The 18,038-nt window shown below is 70.5% G+C and carries 21 protein-coding genes and 1 riboswitch; of the genes, 10 read left to right on the top strand and 11 right to left on the bottom strand.

The genetic code is table 11. The features are described 5' to 3' along the window. The first annotated feature begins 18 nt into the window (after positions 1-18). Complete coding sequence (locus ACO0LU_RS12115) at positions 19-531, top strand: GNAT family N-acetyltransferase (RefSeq protein WP_424791614.1); 513 nt, start codon at positions 19-21, stop codon at positions 529-531. Positions 532-541: 10 nt separating this feature from the next. Here the strand turns inward: ACO0LU_RS12115 and manD are convergent, their stop codons facing one another. Beyond that, complete coding sequence (manD, locus tag ACO0LU_RS12110) at positions 542-1,774, bottom strand: D-mannonate dehydratase ManD (protein WP_424791613.1); 1,233 nt, start codon at positions 1,772-1,774, stop codon at positions 542-544. 229 nt (positions 1,775-2,003) lie between these two features. On the opposite strand from manD, the gene ACO0LU_RS12105 reads away from it, so the two are divergent. From ACO0LU_RS12105 to ACO0LU_RS12095, 3 genes are read left to right on the top strand one after another with little or no spacing between them, the layout of a single operon-like run. Further along, positions 2,004-3,005 (top strand): N-acetylglucosamine kinase, encoded by a 1,002-nt coding sequence (locus ACO0LU_RS12105; protein WP_424791612.1) that lies wholly within the window; start codon positions 2,004-2,006, stop codon positions 3,003-3,005. Positions 3,006-3,016: 11 nt separating this feature from the next. Further along, a complete protein-coding gene (locus tag ACO0LU_RS12100; RefSeq protein WP_424791611.1) occupies positions 3,017-3,721 on the top strand; it encodes an N-acetylmannosamine-6-phosphate 2-epimerase in 705 nt (234 codons plus the stop codon). A gap of 16 nt (positions 3,722-3,737) precedes the next feature. Continuing rightward, positions 3,738-4,496 carry a sugar isomerase domain-containing protein gene (locus tag ACO0LU_RS12095; RefSeq protein WP_424791610.1) on the top strand — a complete coding sequence of 253 codons (759 nt, stop codon included), beginning with the start codon at positions 3,738-3,740 and terminating at the stop codon, positions 4,494-4,496. Between the two features lie 45 nt (positions 4,497-4,541). Here the strand turns inward: ACO0LU_RS12095 and ACO0LU_RS12090 are convergent, their stop codons facing one another. Both ACO0LU_RS12090 and ACO0LU_RS12085 read right to left on the bottom strand, forming a co-directional pair. Then, the gene (locus ACO0LU_RS12090; protein WP_424791609.1) at positions 4,542-6,182 is read right to left on the bottom strand and encodes a SulP family inorganic anion transporter; all 1,641 of its coding nucleotides are present in this window, start codon (positions 6,180-6,182) and stop codon (positions 4,542-4,544) included. Further along, positions 6,179-6,601: an ArsR/SmtB family transcription factor gene (locus ACO0LU_RS12085; RefSeq protein WP_424791608.1), complete on the bottom strand. Its 423-nt coding sequence runs from the start codon at positions 6,599-6,601 to the stop codon at positions 6,179-6,181. Before ACO0LU_RS12085 ends, ACO0LU_RS12090 begins: the two co-directional genes overlap by 4 nt. Before the next feature lie 105 nt (positions 6,602-6,706). Here ACO0LU_RS12085 and ACO0LU_RS12080 point away from each other — a divergent pair, with 105 nt between their 5' ends. Next, positions 6,707-7,672: an arsenic resistance protein gene (locus ACO0LU_RS12080; RefSeq protein WP_424791607.1), complete on the top strand. Its 966-nt coding sequence runs from the start codon at positions 6,707-6,709 to the stop codon at positions 7,670-7,672. A gap of 8 nt (positions 7,673-7,680) precedes the next feature. On the opposite strand, the gene ACO0LU_RS12075 is transcribed toward ACO0LU_RS12080, so the two are convergent. Continuing rightward, entirely contained in the window at positions 7,681-8,634 is a 954-nt protein-coding gene (locus ACO0LU_RS12075) for a helix-turn-helix transcriptional regulator (RefSeq protein ID WP_424791606.1), read from the bottom strand. Positions 8,635-8,720: 86 nt separating this feature from the next. On the opposite strand from ACO0LU_RS12075, the gene ACO0LU_RS12070 reads away from it, so the two are divergent. Genes ACO0LU_RS12070 through ACO0LU_RS12060 form a run of 3 tightly spaced genes read left to right on the top strand, consistent with a single transcriptional unit; the run spans position 8,721 to position 10,370 of the window. After that, complete coding sequence (locus tag ACO0LU_RS12070) at positions 8,721-8,864, top strand: hypothetical protein (protein ID WP_424791605.1); 144 nt, start codon at positions 8,721-8,723, stop codon at positions 8,862-8,864. A gap of 13 nt (positions 8,865-8,877) precedes the next feature. Beyond that, complete coding sequence (locus tag ACO0LU_RS12065; RefSeq protein ID WP_424791604.1) at positions 8,878-9,681, top strand: DinB family protein; 804 nt, start codon at positions 8,878-8,880, stop codon at positions 9,679-9,681. Further along, on the top strand, positions 9,678-10,370 hold the full coding sequence (locus tag ACO0LU_RS12060; protein ID WP_424791603.1) for an alpha/beta fold hydrolase: 693 nt from the start codon (positions 9,678-9,680) through the stop codon (positions 10,368-10,370). The genes ACO0LU_RS12065 and ACO0LU_RS12060 overlap by 4 nt, the downstream gene beginning before the upstream one ends. 137 nt (positions 10,371-10,507) lie before the next feature. On the opposite strand, the gene ACO0LU_RS12055 is transcribed toward ACO0LU_RS12060, so the two are convergent. Further along, on the bottom strand, positions 10,508-10,786 hold the full coding sequence (locus ACO0LU_RS12055) for an aldo/keto reductase (RefSeq protein ID WP_424791847.1): 279 nt from the start codon (positions 10,784-10,786) through the stop codon (positions 10,508-10,510). Positions 10,787-10,897: 111 nt separating this feature from the next. Between ACO0LU_RS12055 and cmtR the strand changes: the two genes are divergently transcribed. Beyond that, the gene (gene cmtR / locus ACO0LU_RS12050) at positions 10,898-11,254 is read left to right on the top strand and encodes a Cd(II)/Pb(II)-sensing metalloregulatory transcriptional regulator CmtR (protein ID WP_424791602.1); all 357 of its coding nucleotides are present in this window, start codon (positions 10,898-10,900) and stop codon (positions 11,252-11,254) included. Continuing rightward, on the top strand, positions 11,251-11,928 hold the full coding sequence (locus tag ACO0LU_RS12045) for a cation diffusion facilitator family transporter (RefSeq protein WP_424791601.1): 678 nt from the start codon (positions 11,251-11,253) through the stop codon (positions 11,926-11,928). Before cmtR ends, ACO0LU_RS12045 begins: the two co-directional genes overlap by 4 nt. Here the strand turns inward: ACO0LU_RS12045 and ribH are convergent. From ribH to hemB, 6 genes are all read right to left on the bottom strand, one after another. After that, on the bottom strand, positions 11,916-12,425 hold the full coding sequence (ribH, locus tag ACO0LU_RS12040) for a 6,7-dimethyl-8-ribityllumazine synthase (RefSeq protein ID WP_424791600.1): 510 nt from the start codon (positions 12,423-12,425) through the stop codon (positions 11,916-11,918). The genes ACO0LU_RS12045 and ribH overlap by 13 nt on opposite strands. Next, the gene (gene ribB, locus ACO0LU_RS12035; RefSeq protein WP_424791599.1) at positions 12,422-13,798 is read right to left on the bottom strand and encodes a 3,4-dihydroxy-2-butanone-4-phosphate synthase; all 1,377 of its coding nucleotides are present in this window, start codon (positions 13,796-13,798) and stop codon (positions 12,422-12,424) included. Before ribB ends, ribH begins: the two co-directional genes overlap by 4 nt. Further along, positions 13,795-14,394, bottom strand: a complete 600-nt coding sequence (locus ACO0LU_RS12030) for a riboflavin synthase (protein ID WP_424791598.1) — start codon at positions 14,392-14,394, stop codon at positions 13,795-13,797. The genes ribB and ACO0LU_RS12030 overlap by 4 nt, the downstream gene beginning before the upstream one ends. A gap of 11 nt (positions 14,395-14,405) precedes the next feature. Further along, on the bottom strand, positions 14,406-15,440 hold the full coding sequence (gene ribD / locus ACO0LU_RS12025; protein WP_424791597.1) for a bifunctional diaminohydroxyphosphoribosylaminopyrimidine deaminase/5-amino-6-(5-phosphoribosylamino)uracil reductase RibD: 1,035 nt from the start codon (positions 15,438-15,440) through the stop codon (positions 14,406-14,408). Positions 15,441-15,522: 82 nt separating this feature from the next. After that, positions 15,523-15,650, bottom strand: a riboswitch (FMN riboswitch). A gap of 65 nt (positions 15,651-15,715) precedes the next feature. After that, positions 15,716-17,038, bottom strand: a complete 1,323-nt coding sequence (gene hemL, locus ACO0LU_RS12020; RefSeq protein WP_424791596.1) for a glutamate-1-semialdehyde 2,1-aminomutase — start codon at positions 17,036-17,038, stop codon at positions 15,716-15,718. After that, entirely contained in the window at positions 17,035-18,033 is a 999-nt protein-coding gene (gene hemB, locus ACO0LU_RS12015) for a porphobilinogen synthase (RefSeq protein ID WP_424791846.1), read from the bottom strand. The genes hemL and hemB overlap by 4 nt, the downstream gene beginning before the upstream one ends. Positions 18,034-18,038 lie beyond the last annotated feature (5 nt).

Here is an 18,038-nt window from a genome sequence, read left to right as displayed (position 1 = left end):
GCGGTGCACACTAGGTAGATGGTGCCCCCGACGAGCCCCGAGCACCGCCCGCCCGCGCCGGTGCGGATCCTGGGTGGGCAGGCCGGCAGTGCCGCGGCAGCACGGGCCATGCAGCACTACCTCAGCGAACTCAGCGAGCGATTGGGCACCGAGGAGGACCCCGACCTCACCCATGCCGACGATCCAGCCGATGTGACGCCGCCGCGAGGGGACTTCGTGCTGGTTCGCGAGGTTGGCACCGCCACCGTGGTGGGTTTCGGGGCGGTCTACGTGCTCGAGCCCGGGGTGGTGGAGATCAAGCGGATGTGGCTCAAACCCGACGTGCGCGGGCGCGGCCTGGGCACGTTCCTCCTCAAGGAACTGGAGAACCGCGCGCGTGCGCTCGGAGCGCGGCGGGTGCTGCTGGCCGTGAACGAATCACTGGTCGAGGCCTGCGGCATGTATACCTCCGCCGGCTATCAGCCCGTGGATCGGTTCGAGGCCAACCCCCACGCCACGCACTTCTTCGGCAAGCAACTGGTGTCCACCTGAGCAGGCCACCTCACCAATCGTGCACGGTGCCGTCGGCGAGCCGGTTATAGGGCAGGTAGGCCCGCTCATAGGGATACCTGCCCGCCTCATCGGTGTCCAGTTCGACGCCCAGGCCCACAGCGTCCCCGGCGTGCAGCAGCCCGTCGGTGAAGGTGAAGGACTGGTCGAACACCTCGTTCGTGCGGGCCCCGTGCTGCATGTACTCCTGGATTCCGAAGTTGTGGATCGCCAGGCCCAGGTGCAGCGCCGCGGCCATTCCCACCGGAGAGACGTCGGTGGGCCCGTGCATCCCTGACTTGATCTGGTACTGCGCGGCGTAATCCAGCACCTTCTTCAGGTGGGAGATCCCGCCGGTGTGGGTGACCGAACTGCGCACGTAATCGATGAGTTGTTCCCGCACGATCTGCTGATAGTCCCAGACGGTGTTGAAGATCTCCCCGATCGCCAGTGGTGTGGTGGTGTGCCGGCGCACCAGTCGCAACGCCTCCTGGTTCTCCGCCGGGGTGACGTCCTCGAGCCAGAACAGGTCATAGGGCTCCAGGGACTTGCCCAGGCGCGCCGCCTGGATCGGGCTGAGCCGGTGGTGAGCATCGTGCAGCAGCGGGAGCTCGGGGCCGAACTCGTTGCGGACTGCCTCGAAAACCGTCGGGATGTGGCGCAGGTAGCTGCCGGTGTCCCAGTCCTCCTCATGGGGCAGCGCACCGCGCTGGGCTGGTTCGTACTCGTGCGTCTCACCCTCGGAGTAGGTGGCGTCCGAGGCAATGCCGTAGATCGACTTCAGGCCCGGCACCCCGCTCTGCACCCGGATGGCCTTGAAGCCCTGCTCCTGGTGGTCGCGGATGCTGTCGAACAGCGCCTCGCGCGTGCCGCCCGAAGCATGTCCGTAGGCGAGCAGCCCGCGCCGGGAGGCCCCGCCGAGCAGTTCGTACAGCGGCATCGAGGCAGCCTTGGCCTTGATGTCCCAGAGCGCGACGTCGACCGCGGCGATCGCGGCCATCGTCACCGGACCGCGGCGCCAGTAGGCGCTGCGGTAGAGGAACTGCCAGGTGTCCTCGATCGCCCCGGCGTCGCGGCCGATCAGTAGCGGCACCACGTGGTCGCGCAGGTAGGACACCACCGAGAGCTCGCGGCCGTTCAGCGTGGCATCACCCAGGCCGGTGAGCCCATCGTCGGTGGTGATCTTCAAGGTGACGAAGTTGCGGTCCGGGCTGGTGACGATGACGTCGGCCTGTTCGATGATCATCGGCCCAGACAAACACCGGGAAACCGGCATCAACAACCGGTTGCCGAAGGTTGTTCCCGCCGGCCTCGCGGCGACTGGGGCACCCGACCGGCGAGGTGCGGTCGCGTCAGCGACCGCACGTGCACCTGCGCCCCTTAGGCTGAAGTCATCGGCGCCGGCCTGCGAGGCTGGGTCGCTGGGGATAAGTGCGTCACCTGTCAGGAGGAGTCGAGATGCCCGAGGCCGGCCCATGAGCACCACGTCATGGCTGGCGATCGATGGTGGGCAGTCCCAGATCCGGTTGCGCCATTCCGGTGGTGCCCAGGCACAGGCCGACGGCGTGCAGCATCGCCCCGGCGGCAATGTGCCGGGGATGCTCGCCTCGATCCGGCAGGGGCTGGCGCGGCTGGGCAGCCCGCGCGTGCAGGTGGCCGCGCTGGGGATGAGCGGGCTGTTCCAGGAGGACCAGTCGCTCCGGGAGTTGGCCCGCGGTGTGGCTGCGGCCAGCGGCGCCACCCGGGTACTGCTGGTCGGGGATGACGTCACCGGTCACGCCGGTGCCCTGCGGGGCGCGCCCGGTGTGGTCGCCGCGATCGGCACCGGAACCGCCGTCATCGGGTTGACCCCGGGCGGTGAGTTCAACGTGGTGGACGGTCGTGGCTACCTGCTCGGCGATGAGGGGTCCGGCTTCCAACTCGGCCGGCGCGGGCTGCGGGCCGTGCTGGAGCACGCCGAGGGTCTGCACCCGCCCACAACCCTGACCGAGGCGGCCATCGCCCGGTACGGTCCGGTGGCCCAGATCGCACACCGCATCTATCGCTCCGAGGCACCGGTCGCCGCTGTGGCCGCCTTCGCCGCGGACGTCATCTCCGCAGCCGGTGCCGGCGAGCCGACCGCGACAGCACTGGTGCGGACCTCGATGACCTCGCTGGCCCGCTCCATCGCCGCCGCGGCCGCCGGGTTCGGTACCGGTCCGGTCCCGGTCGTGGTGGTCGGTGGCCTGATGCGTTCGCGCCAGGTGCTCACCCCCGTGTTGGCCAGTGCTCTGGCCCAGGTGCTGCCGGACGCGCACCTGCAGGATCCGGCCGGCACCGCACTCGACGGGGCGGCATGGCTCGCCGGCGGCGATGCCGGGCCCTATGCCGCGATGGTGCACGCCTTCGGCACTTCGAGCCGGCCGACGACGACGTTCCCTGCCGTTGAGCCGCAAGGCGATCTCCCCTCCCTTCCCTCCCCCGGGCGGCCGGTGTGAGTGGCCGCGCGATGCCCGTTCCGGCTGGGGGCCTGGTGGTCTCCTGCCAGGCTCCCGAGGCCAGTCCGATCCGGCAGGCACCGGTGATGGCCGCGATGGCCCGGGCCGCCGAGGCCGGCGGCGCGGTGGGCATCCGCGCGAACGGGGCTGCCGATGTGGCCGCGATCGCCGCGGTCACCGACCTGCCGATCATCGGGATCACCAAGGCCGGCCGGCGGGTGGGGGTCTACATCACCCCGACCTTCACCGCTGCCGAGCAGGTGGTGCGCGCCGGGGCCGCGATGGTGGCGGTGGACGGCACCGCACGCGCGCGCCCTGCGGGACTGACCCTGGCGGAGTTGATCGAGGCGATCCATGCCCGGTTGGACGTGCCGGTGATGGCCGACTGTGACTCGATGCCGAGCGCCGAGCACGCCGCCCGGGCCGGTGCCGATCTGCTGGCCACCACGCTGGCCGGATATACCGGTGCTGATGCGGCCACCGCGACCGCAACGGCACGGCCGGAGCCCGCCGGCCCCGACCTCGACCTGCTCGCCGCCATGTGCGCCGAGTTCGATGTGCCCGTCGTCGCCGAAGGGCGCTACCGCACACCCGCCCATGTGAACGCAGCCTTCGATGCCGGCGCCCACGCCGTCGTCGTCGGGACCGCGATCACCGACCCGTTCACCCTGACCCGTTCCTTCGCCGCCGCCACCCCGCGCGGCGGTGCCACCTAACCCCGGGAGACCTTCCGTGACCGTGATCAACCAGACCATCGCCGCATCCGCCATCATGTCCGCCGTGACCCGGGTGCTGACCACCCAGACCGTCAACATCCGCGCGGCCGCGGAGGTGTACGTGCGGGCGCTCGACGCCGGCGGCATCATCCAGGCGTTCGGCACCGGGCACTCCCGGGGATTCGCGATGGAGGTGGCCGGCCGGGCCGGTGGGTTGGTCCCGGCCAATCAACTCAACGTCAAGGACGTGGTGATGTACGGCGATACCGACCCGGCCGACATCATGACCCCCGATGCCGAGCGCAGGCCCGAGACCGCCCACGCGGTGCTGGACCTGGCCGAACTGCACCCGGCCGACGCCTTCATCATCGCCTCGAACTCCGGCGGCAACGGGGCGACGGTGGAGATGGCGGTGCAGGCCCGCCGGCGCGGGCACCAGGTGATCGCGGTGACCAGCATGGACCACACCACCCAGATCACCTCCCGGCACCCCTCGGGCCGGCGGCTGTTCGAGGTGGCCGATGTGGTGATCGACAACGGGTCGGTGTTCGGCGATGCCGAGGTGGAGATCCCGGGTGTCGGGGCGGCCGTACCCTCCAGCGCCGTCACCGCCAACATGATCGCGGAGATGATCGCCGCCGAGGTCTGCGGCATCATGCTCGATCGCGGCGACACGCCGCCGATCCTGGTGTCGGCGAACGTACCCGGCGGGGATGAGCACAACGACGCCATCCGCGCCCGCTACGGCACCCGGCTGCGCGTCGGCGAGCCCTGAGCCGGCCTCGCCACCATCCCGGGCGGTTCGCGGGGCGGGAGCGGGCTAGGGCCGGGCGGCCGCGTCGATCCGCTGGATGTGGGAGCGGGCGTGCTCCACCGCCGGCTCCAGATCATCGAACAGGTGGCTGCGGTGCCGCAACGCGCTGAACACCTGCAGCCGGCGCATCAGGTTCAGGTGCTCCGGACGCACCCCCTTGATCAGCACCGTGACGCCGCGCTTCTCCAACTCCGAGACCACCGCGGCCAGGGAGTGCGCGCCGGTGGCATCGACCAGATGCAACTGGGACAGGCGCAGGATCACCACGTCGATCCCCTCGTGCTCGCCGACCCGTTCCATGATCCGCTCCACCGCGCCGAAGAACAGGGCACCGTCGATGCGGAACACCGCGATCCGCTCATCGCCGGGTTGGACCTTCCCGGCGATCGTTTCCCGGTGCACCCCGCTGGCCCGGCTCAGGCCCCGGAGCACGAAGAACGCCGCCACCGCCAGCCCGATCAGGATCGCCACCACCAGGTCGAAGGACACCGTGATCAGGGCGGTGATGGTGAACACCAACGCGTCGGAGCGGGTGGTGGCGAACATGGTGCGCACCACCCGCGCCGAGATCATCCGCGCGGCGGTCACCATCAGCACACCGGAGAGCGCGGCCAGTGGCACCTGGGACACCACCCGGGAGGCCAGGTACACCACGGCCAGCAGCGCCAGGGCGTGCACCACCGCGGAGACCCGGGTTCGGGCTCCTGAGCGCACGTTCACCGCGGTGCGGGCGATCGCCGCGGTGGCCGGCATGCCCCCGAACAGGCCCGAGGCCACCGAGGCCAGGCCCTGCCCCACCAGTTCCCGGTCCGCATCGAACGGGCCCACCTCGGACATCGAGTGGGCAACCCGGCCCGAGAGCAACGACTCGATCGCTGCCAGCGCGGCCACCGCCAGGGCAGGCCCGGCCAGCGTCTGCAGGATGTCCAGGTTCACCTCCGGCAGCGTGGGTGCGGTCAGGCCGTCGGGCAGGGCGCCGATGGTCTCCAGCGGCACCGCGGCGACGACGGCGATCACGGTCACGAGCACGATCCCCAGGAAGGAGCCCGGCACCTGCGGCAGCCACCGACCGGTAGCGACCATGATGGCCGCCACGGTGACCACCGCACCCAGGGTCAGGAAGGTGCTGGGCCAGGTGGCCGCGCCGAACGCCTGGGCAGCCGCGACCACGGCGTTGGTGGAGCCGACCGCATCGGAGGCCCCGACGGCGGCAGGGATCTGCTGGGCGAAGATGATGACGCCGATCCCCATCGTGAACCCCTCCACCACGGGCCAGGGGATGTAACTGATGGTGCGGCCCAGCCGTAGGAATCCGGCGATGAGCACCACAAGGCCGGCCATCACGCTGGTGACCACCAGGGCACCGGGACCGTGGTCGACCACGATCGGCAGCAGCACCACCACCATCGCCCCTGTGGGGCCCGAGACCTGGATGTGGGAGCCACCGAAGATCGCGGCCACCAGTCCGGCCACGATCGCGGTGATCAGTCCGGCCTCCGCGCCCGCACCGGAACTCACCCCGAAGGCCAGGGCCAGGGGCAGCGCGACGATGCCGACCGTCAGCCCCGCCATCACGTCGCGTTTCCACGTCCTGCCCAGTCCGGTGTAGTCCTGACGGCTCGGGAACAAGGAGCGCCAGGTGCTCACTCAGCCTCCACCGCATCGGTCGGCCAGACCTGGGCCGTCCCTGCCGGCTTCCGGGGCGGAGCCTGGGGCTGCGACGCCGGTGCGGTGGCCTGTTCGAGTTGGGCGGCGTTGGTCTGCAGGACGTCGGCGAGCAGCAACCGGGCCACCGTGAGCAGTTCGGCGGCTCGCGCGGAGGCGAGCCGGTAGTAGACGTGTGAGCCCCGCCGCTGGGAGGTCACCAAGCGGTGCCGACGCAGCACGGACAGGTGCTGGGACAGGTGCGAGGCCTCCAGGTCCATGTCGATCAGCATCTGCGCCACCGAGACCTCGGGGTCGGCGGAGAGGAGTTCAAGGATCCGGATCCGAAACGGGTGCGCCAAACCCTTGAACAGGTCGGCTTTGATCTCATACAGCGGCTGATCCCGTACCGCGAACCCCACACTGCCTCCAGGATGATGACTTGACTATTCCATCATATCGGTCCTGTCAACCGGATCGAGGGGCTCGCGGCTCCAGGCGGTCCCCGTTGACCTACAGTCGACCGCGTGCCGACTCCCACCCTCCGCGAGCGACTGGAGCGCGGGCAGGTCTGGATCTATCTCGGCTTCGCCCTGCTCGGTCTCGGAACTGGCAGCCGGTGGCCCCAGGCCGGCCTCGTGCTGGAGATCGCGGTCTGGCCGACGCTGGCCCTGCTGCTCTATGCCACCTTCACCCAGGTGCCGCTGCGCTCCATGGCAGCGGCATTCGCCGATGGTCGATTTCTCGGGTCCGCACTGGCCGGCAATTTCCTGATCATGCCGGCCCTGGTATGGCTCATGCTGCAGTTCACCCCCGCCCACGACGCGCTGCGGCTGGGACTGCTCCTGGTGCTGCTGGTGCCGTGCACCGACTGGTTCATCACGTTCACGCAGTTGGGTCGCGGTGACACACCGGCCGCGATCGCGCTGACGCCGGTGAACCTCCTTCTGCAGTTCCTCCTCCTACCTGCCTACCCGTGGCTGATGGCCGGTACCCGGATCAGCGCCGCACTGGACATCGCCGACCTGTGGCCGGCGCTGCTCGTGGTGCTCGGACCGCTGCTGGCTGCGGTGCTGACCGAGCCGGTGCTGCGCCGGCGCCGTGATGGTGAGCAGATCCGGAACATCCTGGGACACGCCCCGGTGCCCCTGCTGGGATTGGTCATCCTCGCCGTCGCCGCGGCCCACACCGATGCCGCACTCGGGGCCGCCCACCTGGTGCCGGTCGTCGTCACCGTCGCCGCGGTCTTCCTCGCCGGCGCACTGGTGGTGGCCAGGGTCAGCACCCTTCTCCTCGGCCTGGCTCCGGCGAGGGGTCGCACGTTGGCCTTCACCCTGGCCACCCGGAACTCGTTCCTGGTGCTACCGGTGGCGCTGGCGCTTCCGCCCGGGTGGGAGGTGGTGGCGCTGGTGATCGTGATCCAGGCGCTGGTGGAACTGTTCGGCATGATCGCCTGCCTGTGGCTGGTGCCCCGGCTGTTCCCCGACACCTGACCGGTCCGCTACCCGAACACCGCCACGCCGAGTCGATCCCGCAGCGCCACCACGGCTTCACGCAGTTCGGCCCCGCCCTCCACCCGGTAGGACAGCGGGATGCGGGCCAGCCACTCCGCGGCGTACATGTACGGGTCGCTGGTGGTCCCGCTCAGCAGGCACCCCTCGGCATGGTCATCGAGGCGGCCCATCGCCGGATGCGCCCACTGCTTCACTTCGTCCGGCGGATGGTGGAAGACCACCCGCGTCTCGAACGGCCAGCCCAGGCCGAGGTTCTCCTCCAGCTCGGCCACGGGGTCCAGGTCCTGGCGCGGTTCGAACGTGAACGTGCCGGGCTGCACCTTCAAGATCCGGTCCACCCGGTAGGTGCGCACCGCGCGCACGTGGTGGGCGAAGCAGAGCAGGTACCAGCGCCCGAACCGCACCACCACCGACCAGGGGTCCACGTCGGCGTCCCACTCCCGGTCCGGGTTGCTGCGGTAGGTGATCCGGGTGCGCTGGTGCGCTGCAGCAGCGGCGATCAGCGCACTGGCGATGGCCGGGTCAGCCTGGGCCTGATAGGGATCCGGTGCAGCCGCGGCGTGGGCGCGCATCTCCCCGGCCTGGCGGCCGATCGCCGGGGGTAGCGCCCGGATCACCTTGCCCAGCGCCTGGCCCACCGCGTCGTCGTCATCGGTGGCGGTGGGGTGGCTGTCCAGCACCGCCATCACCAGCGCGAGCGCCTCGAGTTCGGTGAACGTCACCGGCGGCAGCCGGGTGCCGCGGCCCAGCCGATAGCCGCCGTAGCGGCCGCGGGTCGCTTCCACCGGGATCCCGGCCTCGCGCAGGATGCCGATGTAGCGCCGGGCGGCGCGTTCGCTGACATCCAGCCGCTGGGCCAGCTCCTCGGCGGTCACCCCCGGGCGGGCGTGCAGGATTTCCAACGCGCGCAACGCACGGGCGGTGGGGCTCAGGTCGGTCATCGGACCACGGTAGTACCGCATCTAAGGAAGGCGGAAGTAGATCGTCCGGAATGGCTTCTACGGTGGTCAGTAACGAAGGAGGAGTCATGGAACAACTCAGCAATGCCGCACTCGGCTTGCACGTGGTGCGCACCCCGGCCGACCCACCGGAGTGGGACCTGATCCGGCCGCGGAGCGCGTCGGCCCGCCATTCCGGACGTCGCCGCAGGCGTGGCACCCGCTCGGCATGAGCGGGGCCCGGTTGTGACCGATCTCACCGATCGAGACCTGGCCGGCGCCACCCTGGAGCGGGTGAACCTGCGCGAGGCACACCTGACCAGGGTCCGGTTCACCGACGCCCGGATGCGCTCGGTCGACTTCTCCGGCGCGGACATCCGCGGGTCGCTGTTCGCCGGGACCCGGGTGCGCGGTGCCGAACTGGTCGACGTCACGATCGATGGTGAACTGCGCAACGTCGTGATCAACGGTGTCGACGTCGGCCCCCTCATCGAGGCGGAACTCGACCGGCGCGAGCCCGAGCGCACCCTCCTGCGGGCCAGCACTCCGGAGGAGTTCGGCCGGGCCTGGACCACCCTGGAGCGCCTGTGGCAGGGCACCATCGAACGCGCACGCACCTTCGATGAGGAGATCCTGCATCGCAGCGTCAATGAGGAGTGGTCCTTCATCCAGACCCTGCGCCACCTGAACTTCGCCAATGCCGCCTGGGTGGATCGGATGATCCTGGGCGAGCTCTCCCCCTGGCACCCGCTCGACCTGCCCTGGGACGAAGCGCCCGGCTGGGACGGAATCCCATGGGACCGCCAGGCCCGTCCAACCCTGGACGAGGTACTGGCGGTCCGGGACCAGCGCACCGCCTCGGTGCGCCGGGTGATCGAGGACCTGACCCCGGAGCGGTTGGAGGCGACGGTGACCCGCACCGAACCGGGCTGGCCGCAAGCGGAGGACTTCCCGGTCAGGACCTGCCTGTGGATCGTGCTGGTCGAGCAGTGGGAGCACCGGCGGTACGCCGAACGTGACCTGGATATTCTGGCGAACGAGGAGGGATGAGCATGGACATCGTGTTGATCGCCGGGCTGTGGCTGGACGCGAGCGCCTGGGACGAGGTGGCCGGCGAACTTCGACGACTCGGCCACCGCCCGCACCCGGTGGCGCTCCCGGGACAGACCAGCGGCTCCGCCGGGCAGCAGGCCACACTCGCCGACCAGGTCGAGGCAGTGCTGCAGGCGGTGGACGCCGCATCCGGTCAGGTGCTGGTGGTGGGGCACTCGGCCGCGTGCACCCTGGCCTGGATCGCCGCCGATGCCAGGCCGGAGAAGGTCGCCACGGTCGCGTTGATCGGCGGCTTCCCGACCGCTGACGGCGGAACCTACGCGGACTTCTTCGAACCCACCGACGGGCAGGTCCCCTTCCCCGGCTGGGAAGCCTTCGAGGGCCCCGATTCCGCCGACCTGGACCAGGCTGCCAAGGACCGCTTCAGCGCAGCGGCGATCCCGGTGCCGGGCGCCGTCACCAAGGGCGTGGTGCACCTGCGCGATGAGCGCCGCTACGCCGTGCCGGTGGTGCTGGTGTGCCCGGAGTACAGCACCGAGGACGCCAAGGCGTGGCTGAAGGCCGGTGAGATGCCCGAACTGACCAAGGCCGAGCAGGTCGCCTTCGTCGACATCGACTCCGGGCACTGGCCGATGCTGACCCGGCCCGGGGAACTCGCGCAGATCCTCTCGACCCTGACCGGGTAGGTCCCTGCGCGCGGTAGCGTGATCGCGTTGGCCACCGGCCGGGTCACCATCATCCGGAGCAGGTCAAACCTGGTAGGCGTAGGTCGCCCCCTCCCGCGGGCCACCGGCGCGCAGCCCGCCCCCGTAGGGAGCGGCGTTCAGGACCGTCGTGCCCCGGTACCCATCGCCTCGGCGAAGGTGATCGTGTACGGGTCGTGCAACTGATACAGCGGCAGGGTATCCAGCCCGAGCCTGGTGATGGACTCCTCGAAGGAGCGCATCACCCGATCCCGGCCGAAGATGCCGGTACCGGGCTCTGCGTCAGCCTTGGAGACGATCTGCTTGCCCGCCGGCACGCCGCCGGCCTCGGTGATCGCCTTGCCCAGGATCACCTCGCTGCGACCCCCGCCATAGGCGTTGGAGGCGCCGGTGAGCAGACCCTTCGTGGTGGGAGTACGGCACCGGCCAGTCTGCCGGCCCGACCCCGAGCGCTGCCGTCATAAGACGGGCGCGACAAATTGGTACAGTCACCGCTGTATAGTCATCAGGTGCTGACTGTTGCCGACCATCTCGACGTCATGAACCGGGTGGGCCGGGCCATGGCGGACCCGACCCGGTCCCGGATCCTCCTGACGCTCCTGGACGCGCCGAACTACCCGGCCGCGCTGGCCCGCGATCTCGGGCTGACCCGCTCGAACGTGTCCAACCACCTCACCTGTCTGCGCGACTGCGGCATCGTCGTCGCCGAACCGGAGGGCCGCCGGACGCGGTACGAGATCGCCGATCCACACCTGGCCCGCGCCCTGACCGTCCTGGTCGAGGTGACGCTGGCCGTCGATGAGGACGCACCGTGTATGGATGCCGCCTGCCCCGTCCCGGACTGCTGCGCCGCGAGGACCTCATGACCGCTGCGGTCACCGCCGCGCGCCGCATGAGGCTCCATCGCCGCGTGCGCTTCATCGTCGCCTTCACCATTACCTATAACGTCCTGGAAGCCGTCGTCGCGATCTGGGCCGGCGCCCTTGCCTCCTCCACCGCTCTCATCGGCTTCGGGCTCGACTCGGTCATCGAGGTCCTGTCCGCGGTTGCGGTCGCGTGGCAGTTCACCCGCGAGCACCCTGAACGCTGGGAGAAACCGACCGTCCGCGCCATCGGCATCGCGTTCTTCGCCCTGGCCGCCTACGTGATCACCGACTCGGTACTCTCCCTGGCCGGAACCCGGGACGTCGATTCCTCCCCGTTGGGTATCGGCATCGCGGCTCTGAGCCTGATCGTGATGCCGGCGCTGGCCTGGCTGGAGCACCGAACCGGCCGTGAACTGCAGTCCAAGAGTGTCATGGCCGATGCCAGGCAACTCGTGCTCTGCGTCTACCTGTCCGGCACGGTGTTGATCGGTCTGCTGCTCAACACCCTGTTCGGCTGGGCCTGGGCCGACTCCGTCGCGGCCTTCGTGGTCGCCTTCCTGGCGATCCGTGAGGGCATCGAGGCGTGGCGCGGCGATGTGGAGTCACCCGTCGAAGTCCTGGAGGAGATGACCCGCGACGGCCCGGCCGGCGACACACGCCGTCAGCGCGACTGAAGCGACGGAGCGGGCGGCTCCCTCCTGACCTGGTCGAGTCGGCGAATGGAGAGTACCGTCGCAATGGCTGCCTGAGCTGCTTCGGCTCCCTTGTCCTCTCGCGAGTTGGGCAGTCCCGCCCGGTCCAGGGCTTGCGCCTCGTCGTCGGTGGTGAGCAGTCCGAAGCCGACTGGCACACCAGTTCGTACTGTGACGTCAGTGAGACCGTTCGTCGCGGCTTGGCAGACGTAGTCGAAGTGCGGGGTTTCCCCTCGGATCACGACGCCGAGCGCGACGACTGCGTCCGCGCCGGCCCGAGCGGCGGCAGCGGCAGCCACCGGGAGTTCGAACGAACCGGGAACCCGCACAAGAGTCGCGACAGCACCGGCTTCTTGCGTAGCGCGGAGGGCTCCGGCGATGAGGCCCTCCATCACCGTGGTGTGCCACTGCGCGGCGACCACCGTGACCGTGAGGCCTGCGCCGTCGGGTGTGATGGTAGGCGCTCCTGCACCGCTCATGACAGGTCCTCCGTGGCGTCCGTTCCGCGTTCGGCGGGGTGGGGAGTCGTTGTGCCGCCCATGCGGTCGTCCAGACTCGGCAGATGGTGGTTCATGGCCGTCCTCTTGGTTTCCAGGTAGCGATGGTTATCGGGTGTGTGACCCACGTCGAGCCCGAGCGCGGCGCTCACCTCGATGCCGGCGTCGGTCATGCCGGTGACCTTGGCCGGGTTGTTCGTGAGCAGCCGGATCCTGCGCATCGTGAGGTCGGTGAGGATCGCCGCGGCCGCGCCGTACTCGCGCGCCTCGGCGGGATGGCCCAGCCTGAGGTTCGCCTCGACGGTGTCGGCCCCGGCATCCTGCAGCGCGTATGCGGCGATCTTCGGGAGAAGCCCGATGCCGCGGCCCTCATGACCACCGAGGTAGATCACCGCGCCGCCTTCCTCGGCGACCCGGGCCATAGCGGTGCGCAGTTGCTCCCCGCAATCACACCGCGCGGATCCGAGCGCATCCCCGGTGCGACACTCGGAGTGCAGGCGAACGAGTGGGTCCGGGCGCGCGGCGGTGGCGCTGTCATGAACCGGGGCGGGCGCGGTGAGGGCGAGATGCTCATCCCCGGTGCGCAGGTCCGCATAGGCGTGAACGTCGAATACCCCGTGCGGGGTGGGCAGGCGGGCGGTCCCGCGGGCGCGGACCCGGATCGAGGTGTGTGCTGGTGGAACCGCAGGCCGACCCTCGGCACTCCGGTAGGCGATGAGGTCGGCGATCGTGAGTAGGGCGAGGCCGTGCCGCCGCGCCAGGACCGCCGCCCGGGCACGGTTGGTCATCGTGCCGTCGTCCTCGACGAGTTCGGCGATGGCTGCCACGTCACCGACGCCGGCGAGGCGGCACAGGTCAACAGCGGCCTCTGTGTGTCCGGGCCGCTCCAGGACGCCGCCGGGCACGGCGCGCAGCGGGAGGACGTGACCGGGCCGGATGAGGTCGGCTGGACCGGCGGCCGGGTCGGCGAGCACTCGCAGGGTCGTTGCGCGATCCGCCGCTGAGATGCCGGTGCCCACGCCGCCGGAGGCATCGACGGACACGGTGTACGCCGTGCCGCGCGGGTCCTGGGTGCGGCGCACCATGACCGGCAGCTCCAGGTGGTCGGCCCGATGCTCGGGAAGCGGGGCGCACAGGTAGCCTGAGGTGTGCCGGATGGTCCAGGCAACCCACGCGGTGGTGGCCGTCGCCGCGGGAAGGATGACGTCGACCTCGTCCTCCCGGTCCCGGTCGTCGGCTACGAGAACGGGGCGCCCGTCGCGCAGGCACGCCAGAGCGGCGTCGACGCGTTCCCGGTGCGCCGAGACCGCGCCACCCGAGGGCTCCGATCGCGCAGGAACTTTCGTGACACTCACGCGCCGGCCCTCACCGAGAGTAGCCGTGCGACGTACTTGGCGACGACGTCGACCTCGAGGTTGACCCTGTCCCCCCGAGCCAGCGTACCGAGGGTGGTCCGCTCCAGAGTCGTGGGGACGAGCGCGACTCCGAAGGCCTCCTCGCCGGCCCACGTCACCGTCAGCGATACCCCTTCGACGGTGATGGATCCCTTCTCGGCCACATACCGGGCGAGGGCGACGGGCATCCCGAGGTCGACCTCGTCCCATCGGGGGCCGGGTCTGCGCTGCAGGACCGTGCCAACGCCATCGATGTGCCCCTGGACGACGTGGCCGCCCAGCCGAGCATCCACCCGAACTGCCCGTTCGAGGTTGACCGGGTCGCCGGGCCCCAGCGAACCGAGGGTCGTGCGGCGCAGCGACTCGGGCATGATGTCGGCTGTGAAGCCGCGCTCGTCCAGTTCGGTGACAGTCAGGCATGTCCCGGCGACCGCGATGGAGTCGCCAGTGCGCAGGTCCTCGAGGACGGTGGTCGCGGTGACAGCGAGAACGGCGGCGCCGTCAAGGTCGGTCCGATCGTCAACGGTTCCGACCTCCTCGACAAGTCCGGTGAACATCGGAGAACTCCTCAGTGTCGGCGGGTGACGACGAGGATGTCCTCACCCAGGTGTTGTGCTTCGGTCGTGTGTCGGCGGTGCGCGTCGGCGAGGGTTGATACACCCAGATCGGGGACGGCGGCCAGGCCCGCGCCGAGCAGGACCGGCGCAAGGTAGGTGTGCAGTTCGTCCACCACGCCAGCGCGCACCGCCGCCCCGAGGAGGGTCGGGCCGCCCTCGAGCAGGACGCGGCGCGCGCCGACATCCCAGAGCCGCGCGAGGACCGAGGGGATGTCGCGTGTCGTGAGGTGGAGCCAGTCCCCCGGGCCGTGGCGGATCGCTGCTGAGGCGGGCACGGAGCGATTACCGACGACCACTCGCAGCGGCTGGTGGTCTGCCGGCGTGCCGTCGGCCCGGCGAGCGGTGAGCGCGGGGTCGTCGGCGATGACGGTGCCTGTGCCCACAACGATGGCGTCCACGTCGCCGCGCACCGCGTGGGCATGGTCGCGGGCGACCGGTCCGGTGATCCACTTCGAGGTGCCGTCGACCGCCGCGACCCGGCCGTCCAGGCTGGCCGCCATCTTGCCCAGGACCCACGGCCTCCGACGCTCCACGGCGGTGACCCAGGCCTCGGTGAGTGCTTCGGCACCGCGCACGACGTCGTCGGGCACCTCTGCCTCCCGTGCGGTGCGGACCTCCAAACCCTGCGACCGGAGCCACCGTGCGCCACCGGCGGCGGCCGGATCGGGGTCGCGGACCGCATACACGACCCGGGCGATCCCCGCTGCGTGCAGGGCCTGCGAACAGGGCGGGGTGCGTCCCGTGTGGTGACAGGGCTCCAGGGTGATGACGGCGGTCGCGCCCCGGAGCGTGGCACGGTCAGCTGCCGCCACGGCGGCGGCCTCTGCGTGTTCGGTCCCGGCACCGTGGTGCCAACCCTCAGCGAGGACGGCGCCCGAGGAGCCGATGATGACGCACCCCACGCGGGGGTTGCCGCCGCGCTGCGGTCCCCGCCGAGCGAGAACGAGGGCGCGCTGGAGCGCCCGGTTGATTGCGTCGTCCGGCACCTGGTCTCCTCTTGCCTCGGTGTGAGCCGGGTGACTGAGGACGCACAATGCCACTGGCGCCGTCGTCGTCCGACGGCGCCAACAGTGCTGCCTCCCATCCGGACTTTCACCGTCGGTCCCGGAGTTCCACCAGGTCAACCGCTTGTCATCAGACGCGCGGGTCGCGGACTGTCACCGCCGGCTCGGAATTTCACCGACCCCGGAGCACGTGTTGCTTGGACGATAGCCAAGCACACTTCCCAGCGACAGCCAAGCCGCCGTGCTGCGGCCTGGCGTTATCGACCAGGTGGGACCGCCCGGGCGGCGGCCCGGGCCGCGTGCGGCAATGCCTCGAGGATGACGTCCACAGCGTTGTCGTCGTGTGCCGCGGTGAGGAACCACGCCTCGTACACGCTCGGGGGCAGGGCCACCCCCGCCTCGAGCATCGCCTGGAAGAATGCCGGGTAGCGCCACGCCTCCTGCGCCGTGGCATCGCCGTAGTTGTGGATGCCGCCGGTTGCGGCACCCTGACCGAAGAACACGGAGAAGAGATTCCCCGCCCGGTTGATCACATGCGGCACACCCACCGCGGAGAGGGCCTGCCCGGCAGCCTGCGCGATGATGCCCGCCACCCGGTCGACGTGCGCGTAGACGCTCGCGTCGGCGAGCCGGAGCGTCGCGAGCCCGGCCGCGGTTGCCAGCGGGTTCCCGGAGAGGGTGCCGGCTTGGTAGACGGGCCCGGTCGGGGCAAGGAGTTCCATGAGTTCTGTCCGACCGCCAACCGCGGCCAGCGGCATCCCGCCGCCGACGACCTTGCCGAACGTCATGAGGTCCGCGGCCCAGGACTCCTCGGCGCCCTCGAGCCCCCACCAGCCCGCCGGACCGACGCGGAATCCGGTCAGCACCTCGTCGAGAACGAGGAGCGCGCCGTGCTGCGCGGTGAGACGCCGCAGGGCCGCATTGAATCCGGCAGCGGGCGCGACAACGCCCATATTGGCCGGTGCGGCCTCGGTGATCACGCAGGCGACCTCCTCGCCGCGCTCGGCGAACACCGCTTCGATCGCGGCGATGTCGTTGTACGGCACCACGATCGTCTGTGCGGCGCTTGCCGCCGGGACCCCGGCGGAACCGGGTAGGCCGAAGGTCGCCACGCCCGAGCCGGCCTCGGCGAGCAGGGAGTCGACGTGACCGTGGTAGCAACCGGCGAACTTGACGACGAGGTCACGGCCCGTCGCGCCCCGCGCGAGGCGCACCGCCGTCATCGTTGCCTCGGTTCCGGTGGAGACCAGGCGCACCCGCTGCGCCGGGGGCACCCGTTCGCGGATGGTCTCGGCCAGCTCGATCTCACCGAGGGTTGGCGCACCGAAAGACAGCCCGTCAGCCGCGGCGTCCTGGACGGCAGAGACGACCTCGGGGTGCGCGTGACCGAGCAGTGCCGGCCCCCACGAGGCCACAAGGTCGACGTAGGTGCGTCCTTCGACGTCGGTGATGCGGGCACCGGAAGCCGCGGCGACGAAGCGGGGGTTGCCGCCAACGGAGCCGTAGGCACGGACCGGGGAGTCCACGCCCCCGGGGATGACGCCGAGCGCCCGGGTGAACAGATCATCATTCGTTGTCATTTCTCTCCTTGCCCTCCGCCGGCGGTGAGCCAGCCCGCCACCTCGGTGGCCCAGTAGGTGGCGATGATGCCGGCTCCCGCGCGGCGGATGGAGGTCAGCGTCTCGAGGATGGTGCGGTCCCGGTCCAGCCAGCCGTTCGCCGCAGCCGCCTCGACCATCGCCAGTTCGCCCGACACCTGGTAGGCGGCCACCGGGATGTCAACGGCCGAAGCGACGTCGGACAGAACATCGAGGTAGCCGAGCGCCGGCTTGACCATGACGACGTCGGCGCCCTGCGCGAGGTCCAGAAGCGCCTCGCGCGTGCCCTCGGTGCGGTTCGCGAAGTCCATCTGGTAGGTGCGGCGATCGCCACGGAGCCTGGAGTCCACCGCCTCACGAAAGGGCCCGTAGAAGGCGGAAGCATACTTCGCCGAGTACGCGAGGATGGCGGTGCCGGTGGCTCCGGCCTCGTCCAGCGCGGCACGACAGGCAGCCACCTGACCGTCCATCATGCCGGACAGACCCAGAACATGTGCGCCGGCTTCGTGCTGGGCGAGCGACATCTCGGCGTACCGCCGAAGCGTCGCATCGTTATCGACCGAGCCGTCCGCCGCCAGCACACCACAGTGCCCGTGGTCGGTGAACTCGTCGAGGCACAGATCGGAGATGATGACGACGTCCGCGCCCACCTCCTCCCGCAGCATCGCCAGGCCACGGTTGGCGATCCCGTCCGGGTCCGTAGCGCCCGATCCGTCGGCGTCGCGGACGGCGGGTACTCCGAACAGCATGATGCCGCCGACACCTGCAGCGGCGGCGTCGTGCGCCGCGGCGCGCAATGAGTCCGCGGTGTGTTGGACGACCCCCGGCATCGAGGAGATCGGACGCGGCTGCGTCGCGCCCTCGGCGAGGAATACGGGCAGCACGAGGTCGGAGGGCGAGAGGCGGTGCTCGGCGACGAGTCGGCGCAACGGGGCGCTGGCACGCAGGCGCCGCGGGCGGTCGGCGGGCAGGGGCATGGGGG

It is taken from the genome of Pseudactinotalea sp. Z1748, from assembly GCF_049725185.1.
Taxonomy (GTDB): domain Bacteria; phylum Actinomycetota; class Actinomycetes; order Actinomycetales; family Beutenbergiaceae; genus CALKWS01.
The sequence above is the reverse complement of the archived record's forward strand: the minus strand, read 5'-3'. Positions and strand labels throughout refer to the sequence as shown.

Bases quoted from the DNA above. Each gene is read 5' to 3' on its own strand.
- ACO0LU_RS12060 (WP_424791603.1), top strand. From the start codon at position 9,678: ATGAGCATGGACATCGTGTTGATCGCCGGGCTGTGGCTGGACGCGAGC.
- ACO0LU_RS12115 (WP_424791614.1), top strand. From the start codon at position 19: ATGGTGCCCCCGACGAGCCCCGAGCACCGCCCGCCCGCGCCGGTGCGG.
- ACO0LU_RS12075 (WP_424791606.1), bottom strand. From the start codon at position 8,634: ATGACCGACCTGAGCCCCACCGCCCGTGCGTTGCGCGCGTTGGAAATC.
- manD (WP_424791613.1), bottom strand. From the start codon at position 1,774: ATGATCATCGAACAGGCCGACGTCATCGTCACCAGCCCGGACCGCAAC.
- ACO0LU_RS12030 (WP_424791598.1), bottom strand. From the start codon at position 14,394: ATGTTCACCGGACTTGTCGAGGAGGTCGGAACCGTTGACGATCGGACC.
- ACO0LU_RS12045 (WP_424791601.1), top strand. From the start codon at position 11,251: ATGACCGCTGCGGTCACCGCCGCGCGCCGCATGAGGCTCCATCGCCGC.
- ACO0LU_RS12105 (WP_424791612.1), top strand. From the start codon at position 2,004: ATGAGCACCACGTCATGGCTGGCGATCGATGGTGGGCAGTCCCAGATC.
- ACO0LU_RS12100 (WP_424791611.1), top strand. From the start codon at position 3,017: ATGCCCGTTCCGGCTGGGGGCCTGGTGGTCTCCTGCCAGGCTCCCGAG.
- ribH (WP_424791600.1), bottom strand. From the start codon at position 12,425: ATGAGCGGTGCAGGAGCGCCTACCATCACACCCGACGGCGCAGGCCTC.
- hemB (WP_424791846.1), bottom strand. From the start codon at position 18,033: ATGCCCCTGCCCGCCGACCGCCCGCGGCGCCTGCGTGCCAGCGCCCCG.
- ACO0LU_RS12070 (WP_424791605.1), top strand. From the start codon at position 8,721: ATGGAACAACTCAGCAATGCCGCACTCGGCTTGCACGTGGTGCGCACC.
- hemL (WP_424791596.1), bottom strand. From the start codon at position 17,038: ATGACAACGAATGATGATCTGTTCACCCGGGCGCTCGGCGTCATCCCC.